Annotated in this window: 16 protein-coding genes, 1 tRNA gene and 2 pseudogenes; 10 read left to right on the top strand and 9 right to left on the bottom strand. The window is 47.4% G+C overall.

Annotated elements, in window-relative coordinates; all coding sequences use genetic code 11:
* Positions 1-10 precede the first annotated feature (10 nt).
* From F4V72_RS07125 to F4V72_RS07100, 6 genes are all read left to right on the top strand, one after another.
* The gene (locus F4V72_RS07125) at positions 11-820 is read left to right on the top strand and encodes a hypothetical protein (RefSeq protein WP_232081679.1); all 810 of its coding nucleotides are present in this window, start codon (positions 11-13) and stop codon (positions 818-820) included.
* Entirely contained in the window at positions 821-1,504 is a 684-nt protein-coding gene (locus tag F4V72_RS07120) for a DUF2786 domain-containing protein (protein ID WP_136057885.1), read from the top strand.
* Positions 1,501-2,007, top strand: a complete 507-nt coding sequence (locus tag F4V72_RS07115; protein WP_136057884.1) for a hypothetical protein — start codon at positions 1,501-1,503, stop codon at positions 2,005-2,007. The genes F4V72_RS07120 and F4V72_RS07115 overlap by 4 nt, the downstream gene beginning before the upstream one ends.
* A gap of 2 nt (positions 2,008-2,009) precedes the next feature.
* Entirely contained in the window at positions 2,010-2,444 is a 435-nt protein-coding gene (locus tag F4V72_RS07110) for a gp16 family protein (RefSeq protein ID WP_211361499.1), read from the top strand.
* On the top strand, positions 2,441-3,028 hold the full coding sequence (locus F4V72_RS07105) for a Mor transcription activator family protein (RefSeq protein WP_136057882.1): 588 nt from the start codon (positions 2,441-2,443) through the stop codon (positions 3,026-3,028). The genes F4V72_RS07110 and F4V72_RS07105 overlap by 4 nt, the downstream gene beginning before the upstream one ends.
* A gap of 118 nt (positions 3,029-3,146) precedes the next feature.
* Complete coding sequence (locus F4V72_RS07100) at positions 3,147-3,794, top strand: hypothetical protein (RefSeq protein ID WP_136057881.1); 648 nt, start codon at positions 3,147-3,149, stop codon at positions 3,792-3,794.
* A gap of 4 nt (positions 3,795-3,798) precedes the next feature.
* Here F4V72_RS07100 and F4V72_RS24085 read toward each other — a convergent pair whose 3' ends face one another.
* The 3 genes and pseudogenes from F4V72_RS24085 to F4V72_RS07090 all read right to left on the bottom strand — a co-directional run bounded on the left by F4V72_RS24085 (position 3,799) and on the right by F4V72_RS07090 (position 5,616).
* A complete protein-coding gene (locus F4V72_RS24085; RefSeq protein ID WP_170245747.1) occupies positions 3,799-3,954 on the bottom strand; it encodes a hypothetical protein in 156 nt (51 codons plus the stop codon).
* 202 nt (positions 3,955-4,156) lie between these two features.
* Positions 4,157-4,222, bottom strand: a pseudogene (locus F4V72_RS24760) (hypothetical protein); the annotation flags it as partial.
* A gap of 11 nt (positions 4,223-4,233) precedes the next feature.
* On the bottom strand, positions 4,234-5,616 hold the full coding sequence (locus F4V72_RS07090; protein ID WP_063389916.1) for a glycoside-pentoside-hexuronide family transporter: 1,383 nt from the start codon (positions 5,614-5,616) through the stop codon (positions 4,234-4,236).
* 287 nt (positions 5,617-5,903) lie between these two features.
* Between F4V72_RS07090 and F4V72_RS07085 the strand changes: the two genes are divergently transcribed.
* A tRNA-Sec gene (locus F4V72_RS07085) sits at positions 5,904-5,998 on the top strand.
* Between the two features lie 86 nt (positions 5,999-6,084).
* Positions 6,085-6,822, top strand: a complete 738-nt coding sequence (locus F4V72_RS07080) for an abortive infection system antitoxin AbiGi family protein (protein ID WP_070803452.1) — start codon at positions 6,085-6,087, stop codon at positions 6,820-6,822.
* Positions 6,823-6,914: 92 nt separating this feature from the next.
* On the opposite strand, the pseudogene F4V72_RS07075 reads toward F4V72_RS07080, so the two are convergent.
* A pseudogene (locus F4V72_RS07075) lies at positions 6,915-7,054 on the bottom strand (toxin-antitoxin system HicB family antitoxin).
* A 197-nt stretch (positions 7,055-7,251) separates the two neighbouring features.
* Here F4V72_RS07075 and F4V72_RS24755 point away from each other — a divergent pair.
* Positions 7,252-7,440 (top strand): hypothetical protein, encoded by a 189-nt coding sequence (locus F4V72_RS24755; RefSeq protein ID WP_070803453.1) that lies wholly within the window; start codon positions 7,252-7,254, stop codon positions 7,438-7,440.
* Here F4V72_RS24755 and F4V72_RS07065 read toward each other — a convergent pair.
* A complete protein-coding gene (locus tag F4V72_RS07065; RefSeq protein WP_070803454.1) occupies positions 7,430-7,774 on the bottom strand; it encodes a hypothetical protein in 345 nt (114 codons plus the stop codon). The genes F4V72_RS24755 and F4V72_RS07065 overlap by 11 nt on opposite strands.
* A 752-nt stretch (positions 7,775-8,526) precedes the next feature.
* Here F4V72_RS07065 and F4V72_RS07060 point away from each other — a divergent pair.
* Positions 8,527-9,207: a hydrolase gene (locus F4V72_RS07060; RefSeq protein WP_023247265.1), complete on the top strand. Its 681-nt coding sequence runs from the start codon at positions 8,527-8,529 to the stop codon at positions 9,205-9,207.
* Between the two features lie 103 nt (positions 9,208-9,310).
* Here the strand turns inward: F4V72_RS07060 and cigR are convergent, their stop codons facing one another.
* From cigR to mgtA, 4 genes are all read right to left on the bottom strand, one after another.
* Complete coding sequence (gene cigR, locus F4V72_RS07055) at positions 9,311-9,790, bottom strand: anti-virulence regulatory inner membrane protein CigR (RefSeq protein WP_023247264.1); 480 nt, start codon at positions 9,788-9,790, stop codon at positions 9,311-9,313.
* 101 nt (positions 9,791-9,891) lie between these two features.
* Positions 9,892-9,978, bottom strand: coding sequence for a magnesium transporter protection protein MgtU (mgtU, locus tag F4V72_RS24595; protein WP_252997328.1), 87 nt, complete (start codon positions 9,976-9,978; stop codon positions 9,892-9,894).
* A 12-nt stretch (positions 9,979-9,990) separates the two neighbouring features.
* Positions 9,991-10,083 (bottom strand): protein MgtR, encoded by a 93-nt coding sequence (mgtR, locus tag F4V72_RS07050; protein ID WP_001082119.1) that lies wholly within the window; start codon positions 10,081-10,083, stop codon positions 9,991-9,993.
* 21 nt (positions 10,084-10,104) lie between these two features.
* Positions 10,105-12,831, bottom strand: coding sequence for a magnesium-translocating P-type ATPase (mgtA, locus tag F4V72_RS07045; RefSeq protein ID WP_063389918.1), 2,727 nt, complete (start codon positions 12,829-12,831; stop codon positions 10,105-10,107).
* Positions 12,832-12,984: the final 153 nt, after the last annotated feature.

The raw sequence follows: 12,984 nt of genomic DNA, 5'->3' as shown, positions 1-12,984 counted from the left end.
AGAAAATAAAATGAAAATAATCCCCACCTCAGAAGAATTTTATTCTTCTGAAAGTTTAAAGGGAACGGGTCGCTACTATTTCCCGCAAAGGATGACATATCATGAGCGAGAAAAACTAAAATCTTTTGCTTACCAATGCTTCAGCAATAATGACACTAAGAGTCTGGAGCGCACCCTAATCATGATTGCGCACTGGATGAGGCAAGGACAGCGAATTTCATTTACCGAATATGCCAGCCAGTGGACAGAGGCTCAGAAAAACAGAACGGATGGCAATCACTCCACACCCGCAATGGCGCAACAATGGCCCTTTAGTGGCAAACGGTGCATTAGCAAATCCGGTTCAGATTACCGCTGGATGGGTGTTGATAAAAATCGTGCCGATGACAAGGCAGAAGTACGCCATGCGGTGACAAGCATTCTTGCTGAATACCCAACCTTTAATGAGAATGGTCTTTGCCGGCGTGAGCGTAATTTCACATGGGAGCACCCACTGGATAACCCATGTTTCATGATTGGCGCAACTAGCTGTATGCGATGGATTAGAGCTCATGGTTTAAGTCAGTGCCAGATAAAAACCTTTCCTAAAGATAACCCAACATCATACGGTCTAAAACACGCTGTAGAAAATTATAATAAGGGAATAATTGATAAATATGGGAATACCATGGAGCCTGGCTATATAACGAATGGTTCATTAATTGCTGCCATGGTGGCAACCGGATACGTCTTTAAACCTATAAATGGTATTAATGCGCTATTTAATATATCAGAGAAAGCACTAAAAAAAGCAGGCTCATCTACATGGAAATACTACTAAATGAAAGACGATAAAGACAAGGCTATCCGACGCCTTAAAAAACTGATGGCGCTGACCAGTTCATCTAATGCCAATGAAGCCTCCGCCGCACTGGCACGCGCTCAGAAGCTGATGGAGGCTCATGGCGTTACTCAGGGCGATATTGAGATTCTCGATATCAATGAGTCCATCTGCGATTACTGGCCCGTTGGGGCCAGTAATCCCCCGCACTATATGGCGCACCTGCTGCAGGTTATAAAGGATGCGTTTGGGGTGGATTGTGTTCTGCTGGGTGGTTGCGGCGTCAGCTTTTACGGTTTATATAACCGACCGGAACTGGCGGCATATACATTTGAGGTATTAGGCCGTCAGTTAATGAAAGCCCGCAAAGACTTTATTAAAACCCAGAATAAACGCATTAAAACCAGCACCAAAACCGCACGCGGCGATAAATTCGCAGAAGGCTGGATTATTGCGGTGCTGAATAAAATCGAGAAATTAGCCAGAACTGCCCATGAGGTGGAACTGGCCGAACGCTGGCTGGAGAAGAAATACACCCGAATAGTTACACGTCATGCCCGCCAGTCAGGCAAAACGCGCGATAACGACAGCGCCCTAAATAGCGGCTGGCGCGAGGGTAAGCAGGCCAGCCTGCACCAGCCCGTCAACGGTCAGGAACAGGCGAAAATAGGAGTCTCATCATGAATAATACCGGACTATCAGCAACCCGCATCAAGGAAATAGCAGACCTGAACACCAGGCTTGTAAATATCCAGAAATGCGCAGCCGTCACTTTTACAGGTGAAACCGTTATGCATCACTCACTGGTTGCTGAAATTATCTGTGCCATGACTGACCTGGCTGCGCCATGCCTGGAACTGGCACAGCAGAAACCCATAGCCTTCACGGATAATGACGAACTGGAGGAGATGAAGCGTGGTTCATGCGCATACATGTTTAATCCTGAATGGGCCAACACGCAGCCCGGTTCGCGCTGCCAGCCGCTTTACAGCATGCCGTTCCCGGCTTTCATGTTGATTAACCGCCTACAGATCGCACTGGCCCGAATGCTGACCATGCACGAGATGGTAATGAATAAAACCAACATCAAGGCCAGCTTTTATGATGCTGAATGTATACGGGAAATGAACGAGGCTCCGATACAAGCCAGGCGTGTTCTTCTGGATATCAAGGATGGTGCCTCATGAAAATAAACAGGGTGAAACTCATTCAGCTTATTCACATCGCCAAAAGCCAGATGGGTATGGATGCCGATACCTATCGCCAGATGCTGTTATCCGTCACAGGCAAAACGTCAACCAGCGACATGAACCCCGGTCAGCTCAATAAGGTACTAGCCGCGATGAAAGCCAAAGGCTTTGTCGTAAAACCTTCCAGCAAAGCGCGCACAACGCGCCAACTGGCAGATTTCCCGCAGGCCAAGAAGCTGCGTGCGCTGTGGCTTGAAATGTACGCACAGGGCTTTGTGCGCGACAGTTCTGAAGAAGCGCTGCGCCGCTGGGTTAAGCGGGAGACCGGCGTTGATGGCCTGCAATGGTTGGAATCTGATAAGGCCAGCGAGGCCATCGAGAAGCTCAAGAAATGGCAGGAACGGGAGTTAAAAAAGCTCCGGGGTGAGACATGAGCATCACGACACAGGAGAAATTAATGGGCGGCATTCGGGAGGCCGCCTTCTCCGTTCTTTCCCGACGAGGTCTTCCCGCAGCGACCGCAAACACAATCAGCGTAGCCATCATCAGGCAGCTCGCGTTTGCGTGGGAGGGGAATGTTATCTACATCACCAAAACCCCTAACCATGAAGTCATGCTACGCAACCAGCGCATCTTTGATGAGTTCAAGGGAGGCAACCACGATGCGCTGGCCGAAAAGTTCGGTGTGTCGATCCAGTGGATATACAGCATTGTTAAAGATATGCGGGATGAATATGTAAAGCGTCACCAGCCTGATATGTTCGATGATAATGAACCCGACGACAGCGATATCAGCGAGTTTATTCGGGAACAGTTCAGAACCCTCGGCGACATCATGGATCACTCAGCATACTGCCTGCGCCAGCATGTACCAGACCTTAGTGAAAGCAAGGCGCTGGCCATCGGCAGGGAGATAGCCTACCTGGCATCAGAACTACGCAAGGGGCAGTCGGCGCACATCAAGAAAGAGAAAAATGTTTCTGATGAAGCGCAGGCTGATATGTTCGGTGACGGATAGATTAAAGCGGTTTAAATGTACTGGCGCTGACGGCCTGACAACATGAAAGCACGGTGGATTTTCCAGCGTGCTTTTGCTTATTCTGAAACCTCAGATTACCCACGAAGGGAGACCAGTCATGATTGATGCCAGTTTAATAAATTTACCGTGGGCTACGCTGGTAACGCTGGCGTCGGGTTACATCGGTTACTTCATTGCAAATGTTGGCCTTAAAGACCAGCACAAACCCATTGATATCACCTTTTCAACATTGATTTTTGGTCTGTTCGCCGCCATGGTGTACCAGGCTTTCATCTGGGCTGGATGGGGAGAGTACCTTGCCGCATTGTTGGCTGTGCTATACGCCTTTGCAAATGGTGCCTGGTGGCGTAAGTACGGGCGCAAATGGATGTATAAATTTTTGCGCGACCATGATATCTCCTGGTCAGACAGCACCAGTTCAGCCTGGCAGCGTATGTTTGATCAGCGGGGTTATTATGTTTCTCAGGTATATGTTACGTTAAAAAACGGCACAGTACTTTTATCCGAAGCACCAGGAAATTTTGAAGGGCTACCTTGTGGCAGCTTTGTTCTTGGGAATGAAAAGGATATTTTGCTTTATGTAACTCACGAGAAGGCACCGGGTAGTATTGGGTGGGTGAAGTGTAAAGATGTTATCCTTGAAGAGTGGGGAGCCCTGTCAACCTACATCCCGGGGGATCAGATTGCCAGGGTCGACATAAGAAGAACAACAGCTAAAGGTATTGTGGTTCTAAAGGATGAATGAGCGATTACCTTTTAGGTGATTGAGATGGCTTCGGTGATGATTCGGAACTTTTTTCCGACTGCTTACTATTTGTTTCTTTTTTATCGTAAGTCACCGTCACAAATCCTTTAGGTTCTTCCGAAAAACCGCCTGGTGCATGGTCGTCTTGTTTGTTACTCATTGGGGCTATCCTTCTTAGAAAGAGTTGGGGAAACTGGATTCTAGTGCAGTTAGAAGGATGGGTTCAATGGGTTATAAATGGTGAGATTCTTCTTTCACATACTGAAAACTAATTACAGTAATCTATTCGACAGGATTCGTCAGAACCCACTCCGAATCGTTATTTATCTCACGTCTCTCTCTCAAATATCTCACGTCTGATCAACCTGAACCGGGTGAATCAAATTAAGGCCAGGCTGGATCAGCCAGTTTCCGTCGCTAATTTTCATGGTCTGTTCCTTTAGTTCTGCAATTCTTTATGGGTAAATTCTTGTTCGTTGCGGTGTGCCCCCTGCGCCAGTTGTTCCAGAATGGTTTTCAGGAACGGGCTTTTCAGGGTGTAGTAGCGTTTGGCGATCGCGGCGCTCAGCAGATAACAGATGGCCGGGACGATAGTGAACAGAGCGATGATGATGCTGATCGTGGCGCTGTTTTGCGTTTTCGCCGCCGCGTCGTAACCGCCGCCTGCCAGCATCCAGCCAATCAGCGCCCCGCCGAGGGCAAGACCCAGTTTCAGCACGAACAACGTGCCAGCAAAACTGATCCCCGTCAGGCGTTTGCCGTTACACCATTCGCCGTAGTCGACGGTGTCAGACATCATCACCCACTGGATAGGTGTAACTAACTGGTGCAACACGCCAATCACGAAGATAAAGACGAACATAGCGATCGTGGCGTGCATCGGTACGAAGAACATCGCCACGCTGATTACTGCGAGCAAGGCGTTGGTCCACCAGAAAACGCTCACTTTGCATTTCCAGTCGGTCAACGGTTTTGCCAGCGCCGAGCCAATCAGGTTGCCGACGCAATAGGTGGTGAGGAAGGCGACAAACACGCCCGGCTTGCCCAATATCCAGGTGACGTAATACATCATCGCCCCGCCGCGCACGCATACCGCCAAAATATTCAGGATGGTGAGCAGGCCGACTATGCGCCACTGGTCGTTGTGCCAGATATCACGCAGGTCTTCACGCATGGAGGTATGGGTGGCAGGCGCTTCAACGCGCTCTTTGGTGGTAAAGAAGCAGAACGCCAGCATCAGGAACGCCACCACCGAGAGCACCGCGATACCCCCCTGGAAGCCCAGCGCCTTATTCTCACCGCCAATCAGTTTCACCAGCGGCATCATCAGTACGGTAGAGAGCATTCCGCCTGCCGTAGCCAGCACAAAGCGCCACGATTGCAAGGAGATACGCTGCGTCGGGTCATTGGTTATTACACCACCCAGCGCACAGTAAGGGATGTTGACCACAGTATACAGAAGGGTTAGCAACGTGTAGGTGATGACGGCATAAATCATTTTGCCGTTCAGACTAAGATCCGGCGTGCTATAAGCCAGCACACAGACGATGCCAAACGGCAACGCGCCAAACAGCACCCAGGGTCGGAATTTGCCCCAGCGAGAGCGGGTACGGTCGGCCAGTAGGCCCATGCAAGGGTCGGAGATGGCATCAAGCGCACGCGCCAGTAAAAACATGGTGCCGACAAAACCAGCGGGAATACCGAAAATATCGGTATAGAAGAACATCATATATAACATGACGTTATCGAAGATGATGTGGCTGGCGGCATCGCCCATACCATAGCCAATCTTCTCCTTAACGGAGAGAATCTCACTTTTCATTACGCATCCTTAACGCTCACAACGCTCACTGATACCGGTTACAGTTCTTGTAAACCTTCCCTGCGAGCGCGAATATTCCGTTATTTGGTTATCAAATTACGATTCTTGTTTTCTGTGATCAGGGTAGCGCCAAAAAATGTGATGAAATGTAACTAATGGATTTTATGGGGATTTATATGAAACCGATCATGGCAGAACGAAAGGGAAGTTAAAAAAGCGCGGGAGGGGATGTGGAAACACCAGGAAGTAGCTATAATGCGCGCGCCTCCATGTAGCAATCGAGGCGCGGAAGATCGTCGTCTCCGGTGAGGCGGCTGGACTTCAAATCCAGTTGGGGCCGCCAGCGGTCCCGGGCAGGTTCGACTCCTGTGATCTTCCGCCAAAAATTTCGCGCAAAATTTATGAACCTAAAATTAGTCTTTTCTAATATAGAATTAAATTTTCACAACAAACATGAGCTCAAAGATAATGAAACCAAAATCAGAGACGTTATTTCATTTTACCAAAAGCAGTGATGTTTTAGAGGTAATATTAGAAGATGGCTTTTGGCCTCGTTTCTGCCTTGAAGACGTTAGTTGGCTTGGTTTTACTGAGTATGATTATGTAAGTTATCCTATGGTCTGTTTTTGTGATATTCCTTTATCACGAATATCTGAACATGTAGATTTTTACGGTAGCTTTGGATTAGGAATGTCGAAAGACTGGGCAGAAAAAAATGGATTAAATCCTGTATTTTATGTTTCAAGAAGCAGCGCAACTTCAAAAACATTAAGAAAACTAAATAATCCTATAATAAAGTTATCTGACGAAGACGACGTAAAAAAAGCTCAAAATACAATACGGTATATATATGCTTTTACAAAACCAACGAAAGGTGAAATGGTTGTGGATAATCAACCTGTTGGAAAAAATTTTTATCAAGAATCAGAGTGGCGCTATGTTCCAACTGACATAAAAATTACCCACCTGACGAGAGTAAATCATGAAAATGTAATAAAATTACAAAAAGCAAATGAAGCAACTAAAAAATCATCACTATTAAAATTCACTCCTAATGATATAAAATACATCTTTGTTAAGCAAGATTCAGATATACCACGTATAGTCAATTTTATACAATCCAAAATGGATAAATATCCAGCTTCAGATATAAAAATACTCCTTTCCAGAATAGTTTCTCTGGAAAGTTTAAGCGCAGACATATAAAAACGATATATTTCTAAATTTTCGACTGTGTCCTATGAAAAATTTTTGAACATATTCAGTCGAGCTAATTCCTTTCTTCCTAAACTTTTAAGTCAATACCCCAGACTCATCCCTTCGGCCTTCGCAGCAGCTTCAAATTGTGCCTTTAGCTCAGGCGTAATACGAATCTGAAAAGTAGGGTAGGGGCTTTCCCTGATTTTGACCGGTTCGGATCGCGTTTAGCGGTTGACATGTACGCACCTTAACACTCAATAACCTGAGTTTGAAACGCCCTCACCAGGTACTCGCAATACCGGGCGTTCATTCATTATGGGATATCGACCGCAAAGAAGGGGTAAAAGCACGCACAGCCTGACGCTGTCGGGAAAGTGCCTGCGCGAAGCCGGGCAACTGGTTAGCGTATAAGTGATGAGCAGGTGCATTGTCCTGATGGCCTGGGGCGACCAGGAGCAGAAGCTGCTTAGCGAACTGCAAGAAATGCAGCAGAAACTGAAAAGGATTGAAAAGGCGCTGGCGGCGGTTCACTCATCTTTATTCGAACCTGTAAGTCTTACTTACAGGTTCAGTTTAATGCTGGAGGAGGCTTATCCAGCCTACATGCCTGGCATCAGCGAATAGAGCCGTCTGGATAAAGATACATACCGCCCTCCAGATAAACAGGCTCCCCCTCTTCTACCGCTAAATTATCATATAGCGACCGCATTTCATCGTCTGCGCTTTCTTTTGGCTCATTTTCAACACGATAATAGGTATCCACATCATAATTCTGTTTACGAAGATCATCGTCACTGTAAACACCCAGCCGTTTTTTTAAGCCTGTTATATTAAATATCCATTTTAAGCCATCTTTAATATAGTAAGCATCCTCATAAGCATTCTCATCTGGACACTCTTTATAACCCATACGCAACGCAACAGCACTACCATGCTTACCAACATATTTATAACTCATAGATCCCCCTAATATATTACCTTTAATATCTTATATATAAATCATGAGAAAAACATATCCTGATAACCTATGCCACATGGAAGACAGGATTTTGTTCAATCTGTTCTCTATAATGGCTTGTAATATCAAAAAAAGCAGCACTCATTATGTAGGAATATTTTTCAATTTATTAAGAGTTATCTATGAAAAAATTATTTACGCCGATAGCGAACGCTTTTATCGATATAACTACATCATTTAGCGCACTTGCTTATCCAACCTACGTATTAAGCACTACTAAAAAGTCATGGCATTTATTACGATACCGTTCAGCCGATATCACTCTAAATAGTAGCCATACTTAATATAAGTACGCTTCCCTCTTAATATTTAAGCTACGCTTTATATTATTTAAATAGAACTAAGTTAATACTTAATTAACCTATTTCAAATTTATACTAAATAATTTTAAAACCATCTAGCAGAAATAATTAGTAATGATATAGTCTGTTTTTTCAATCAATAATCCTCACTGACATGTAAAGTAGAAACATTTATTCATAATATGAATATTGTTGTGACAGCAGATTAGCGTGAAAGTAAATCGACTGAAGGAGATGCCGATGAATATTCCTTCAGAAAAAACTCAATACGGTAATCCAGGATCGGCAACGGATTACTGTCATTAGCTTAAAAACGGAAATCGCCCCGGCGATTAATGACTTTAACACTGATAGTGATTGTCAGTGAAAGGCAACAACAAGGAATGAATTATGTCTACACCCGCGAATTTTAACGGTCAACGCCCTGCCATTGATGCTAACGACGCAGTAATGCTGCTGATCGACCACCAAAGCGGCCTGTTTCAGACCATCGGCGACATGCCGATGCCGGAATTACGCGCACGCGCCACGGCGCTAGCTAAAATCGCTACCTTATGTAATATGCCGGTCATTACCACCGCATCCGTACCACAGGGACCAAATGGCCCGCTGATTCCGGAAATCCATGCGAATGCGCCTCACGCGCATTATGTCGCGCGTAAAGGGGAAATTAATGCCTGGGATAACGCCGATTTTGTACAGGCGGTAAAAGCGACAGGCCGTAACACGTTGATCATTGCTGGTACTATTACCAGTGTCTGCATGGCTTTTCCAGCCATCAGCGCGGTCACGGAAGGGTACAAGGTATTTGCGGTGATCGATGCCTCCGGTACGTACAGTAAAATGGCGCAGGAAATTACGATGGCCCGCGTGGTGCAGGCTGGCGTAGTGCCGATGGATACCGCGGCGGTAGCATCTGAGCTGCAACGTACCTGGAATCGGGAAGATGCCGCAGAATGGGCGGATGTGTATACCAAAATATTCCCGGCCTATCAGCTACTGATTGAAAGCTATACCAAAGCGCAGGAGGTAGAAAAAAATAATGAACTGCTGGATTCTCAACGCGCATAAATAACGTCTTGAAGAGGCTAAATAGCCCCATTTAATGGGGCTATTTTATCTATCGCCTGTTTATTCTGCCTACAACCAGGTCGATGAACGCTGTACGACACGCTTAATCAAACACGCCATTAATAATCGCCGTGACCACCGCAGTACTGAGCGCGATCAACACCAGGTTATCCCCAACGATTTTCCACTCGTAGCCCGGATAATAAGGTAATTGTCCCAGCATAGACGCCGGCACCGTTTTTTTAGCGATTCCCGGCGGCAACGGTTTTCCTCTCGCCAGATTTTTCGCAACCCCCGGTGGTAAAGATTGATAGCCCGTCAGCCCTAAATTCACTGCCAGTTGCCTGGCGGCAACGTAGCTAATATCCGACTCGACGTGATCCGGTTTACCGCCATTTTTACGGTGTTCCGTTTTTTGCCCGGCGTTTCCTTTATATCCGTTGCCGTTATTACCCTGATTAGCCACGTTATTACCATGTCCGCCGCCATTGCCATTTCCCGGATTCGCCAGCACAAGCGTAGCGCTCAGGGAAAACGTAATCAAAGTCGCCAGGACGGCTGTTAAACCACGACGATTGTTCATGATATTGCCCTTTTGATGTGGGATACCATGAAAATAGCGCCCCGCCATAAAAAGAACAACTACATCGATTCTTATTTTAAGCGGGGTTCGCCAACAGCAGCTTATCGTATCCAGATAGTCAGTAGAATCAGGATGATTGCTATCAGGACAACCTGAAAAAAGATTTTGTCCAACCCTCTTTTTTGCATGGCGTCACCTCGTTATAAAACGATTTGCCAGAGGGCTAAAAACAACACCAACAGGCTAATCAGTAAAAATATTAGCGCGATGATTTTATCGGGTGAACGATTCATCTGTGCGCTCCTCAAACATCATTAAAACCATTGGCCAAAGCGTTTGATATAAAAGCGCTTCATGCCTTGCGCCACCAGACAGTAACTCAATAATGTCGCCACCAACCACGGGAAGTAGCTCAGTGGCAGCGGCTCCAGTCCAACCATCGCGCCTAAAGGTGAGAATGGAATATAAATGCCTATCGCCATAATCAAGCCGGTCGTCAATAATACCGGCAACGTCGCCCGGCTTTGGATAAACGGTATTTTCTGCGTCCTTAGCATATGCACGACCAGGGTCTGCGAGAGCAGACCCTCAATAAACCAGCCGGACTGAAAGAGCGCCTGCGCCTCTACGTTATTAGCCGCAAAGACGTACCACATCAGCGCAAAGGTTGTGATATCGAAAATAGAAGACGTTGGGCCAATCCATAGCATAAAACGACCAATATTTTTCGCGTCCCATTTACGCGGCTTACGCAGGAACTCTTTATCCATTTTGTCCCACGGCAACGACAACTGCGAAATGTCGTACATCAAATTCTGGATCAACAGATGAATCGCCAGCATCGGCAGAAACGGAATAAACGCGCTGGCTACCAGTACCGAAAAAACATTGCCGAAATTAGAGCTGGCGGTCATATTCAGGTACTTAATGATATTGCCAAAGGTTTCTCGCCCTTTGATAACGCCCTCCTCAAGGACCATGAGATCTTTTTCCAGCAGAATAATATCTGATGATTCTTTAGCAATATCGGCGGCGCTGTCGACGGAGATCCCCACATCCGCATCACGAAGCGCGGGCGCGTCGTTAATCCCGTCCCCAAGAAAACCAACGGTATGACCATTTTTCTGTAGCGCTTGCAAAATACGCGTTTTTTGTAACGGCGTCAGCCGGGCGAATACTGCGCGTTTCTCCACTTCAGACGCCAGTTCGGCATCTGACATCGCCTCAACCTGGGTTCCGGTCAGGATATCGTGCGTATCAATACCCACTTCCAGACAGATACGCGCCGTCACAACCGGATTATCGCCGGTGAGGACTTTGACCGCCACGCCGTTATCCCGCAACGCGGAAATGGCTTTTCCGGCGCTCTCTTTCGGCGGATCGAGAAAAGTGAGCATCCCTTCGATGGTAAGTGCGGTCTCATCCTCCACACGTAATGTCGGGTTGTTCCCGGAACCATCCAGCTTACGTGTCGCTATCAGCAATACACGGAATCCTTGCGTATTGTAATCTTCGGTTTTCGCCAGCAACAGCTCGCGGCGTGTTTCCGTCAGCGCCACCACACGATCACCTTCGCGAAGATGGGTGGCTACCATCAGCATCTCTTCGACAGCGCCTTTGCAGATCAGGGATCTGTCTCCATGCTGCACATCCTCCACCAGCACCGATACCCGGCGACGTACAAAGTCGAATGGCAGTTCATCAAGTTTAACGAAGCGCGCTTTTGTCGATGGTGCGATGCGGCCCTCGCCAAAACGCAATACAGCGCGATCCATCACATTCCGTGCGCCGCTCTGGCTGCTACTATTCAGCCAGGCCAGCATCAATACCCGGCTGCTTTTTACACCGCTCACATCCAGATGATGCTCCAGAAAAATATTGTCCTGGGTTAAGGTGCCGGTTTTATCCGTACACAACACATCCATCGCGCCGAAGTTTTGAATAGCGTTCAGGCGCTTGACGATCACTTTGCGCCGCGACATCGCAATCGCGCCTTTTGCCAGGTTAGAACTGACAATCATGGGCAACATTTCCGGCGTCAACCCCACCGCAACCGCCAGCGCAAACAGCGAAGCCTCTACCCAGTCTCCCTTACTGAAGCCGTTGATCAGCAGGACAACCGGCACCATGATCAGCATAAAGCGTATCAACAGCCAGCTCACGCTGTTGACTCCCCGATCGAAAGCCGTCTGGGTACGCGTACCCACAATGGATTTCGCCAGCGAGCCGAACCAGGTACGACTTCCCGTCGCGACGACGACCGCTTGCGCTCTGCCGCTGGTCACATTGGTTCCCATCAGACAGATATTGCCCAAATCCAGCAGGCTTTTATCTTTGTCAGGCAATTGCTCGCTGTCTTTACCCGCCACATCAGCCATAACATCATATTTTTCTACGGGTAATGATTCACCACTAAGAATTGACTGACTGATAAAGAGATCGCGTGACGCCAGCAGTCGGACGTCTGCGGGCACCAGATCGCCCGCCGCCAGCAAAACCACATCGCCCGGCACCAGCTCTTCAATGGGAATCTCTTCCTGCACCGCGCCTATATTGCCCGGCCCACGACGCAACACCGTGGCGGTGGTACGAACCATCGTTTTCAGCGCCTGTGCTGCTTTGTTAGTGCGAAACTCCTGCCAGAAACGCAATAACCCGCTCAAACTGACCATCGTCAGAATAATCAGCACGCCGGTGAGATCGGTCTCTTCGCCACGGCGTAACGGGAGCCAGTAATCAGTAACGAAACTGACCCCTGCCAGCGCCATCAGAACGTAAATAAACGGGTTATTGAATGCCTGCAAAAGCTGAACCAGCACCGGAGGAACCTGCTCATGCGCTACTTCATTGCGCCCATACACTTTCAGCCGTTGACCAGCCTCTTCCGTCGTGAGCCCCTGACGATGGCTGTTCAGCCGCGCCAGCGTCTGCTCCGGGCTATGAAAAGCTTCCGCTTCGATCGGAAATATTTTTTTATGCTGCTTATCATTTTCTGACGCCGGGCGATTGAGTTTCCGGTTTTCAATGTTCATGTCAGTCATGATGAATCCCCAAAATTAAGGTGTAGTGTTTCCTGCATATCACTCCCAGGGAATATTAAATTCACGATTTGAAGGTGAATGCCCCGGGAGAATTCTCTATGCATAAAAAAGGTTATTGCTCACTCACTATTTTGAGTGAGTTTTATTTTATAG

Source organism: Salmonella enterica subsp. diarizonae, from assembly GCF_008692785.1.
Taxonomy (GTDB): Bacteria; Pseudomonadota; Gammaproteobacteria; order Enterobacterales; family Enterobacteriaceae; genus Salmonella; species Salmonella diarizonae.
The sequence above is the reverse complement of the archived record's forward strand: the minus strand, read 5'-3'. Positions and strand labels throughout refer to the sequence as shown.

Coding starts and splice junctions, on each gene's coding strand:
- F4V72_RS07125 (WP_232081679.1), top strand. CDS start 11: ATGAAAATAATCCCCACCTCAGAAGAATTTTATTCTTCTGAAAGTTTA.
- F4V72_RS07120 (WP_136057885.1), top strand. CDS start 821: ATGAAAGACGATAAAGACAAGGCTATCCGACGCCTTAAAAAACTGATG.
- F4V72_RS07115 (WP_136057884.1), top strand. CDS start 1,501: ATGAATAATACCGGACTATCAGCAACCCGCATCAAGGAAATAGCAGAC.
- F4V72_RS07105 (WP_136057882.1), top strand. CDS start 2,441: ATGAGCATCACGACACAGGAGAAATTAATGGGCGGCATTCGGGAGGCC.
- F4V72_RS07100 (WP_136057881.1), top strand. CDS start 3,147: ATGATTGATGCCAGTTTAATAAATTTACCGTGGGCTACGCTGGTAACG.
- F4V72_RS24085 (WP_170245747.1), bottom strand. CDS start 3,954: ATGAGTAACAAACAAGACGACCATGCACCAGGCGGTTTTTCGGAAGAA.
- F4V72_RS07090 (WP_063389916.1), bottom strand. CDS start 5,616: ATGAAAAGTGAGATTCTCTCCGTTAAGGAGAAGATTGGCTATGGTATG.
- F4V72_RS07080 (WP_070803452.1), top strand. CDS start 6,085: ATGAAACCAAAATCAGAGACGTTATTTCATTTTACCAAAAGCAGTGAT.
- F4V72_RS24755 (WP_070803453.1), top strand. CDS start 7,252: ATGGCCTGGGGCGACCAGGAGCAGAAGCTGCTTAGCGAACTGCAAGAA.
- F4V72_RS07065 (WP_070803454.1), bottom strand. CDS start 7,774: ATGAGTTATAAATATGTTGGTAAGCATGGTAGTGCTGTTGCGTTGCGT.
- F4V72_RS07060 (WP_023247265.1), top strand. CDS start 8,527: ATGTCTACACCCGCGAATTTTAACGGTCAACGCCCTGCCATTGATGCT.
- cigR (WP_023247264.1), bottom strand. CDS start 9,790: ATGAACAATCGTCGTGGTTTAACAGCCGTCCTGGCGACTTTGATTACG.
- mgtU (WP_252997328.1), bottom strand. CDS start 9,978: ATGCAAAAAAGAGGGTTGGACAAAATCTTTTTTCAGGTTGTCCTGATA.
- mgtR (WP_001082119.1), bottom strand. CDS start 10,083: ATGAATCGTTCACCCGATAAAATCATCGCGCTAATATTTTTACTGATT.
- mgtA (WP_063389918.1), bottom strand. CDS start 12,831: ATGACTGACATGAACATTGAAAACCGGAAACTCAATCGCCCGGCGTCA.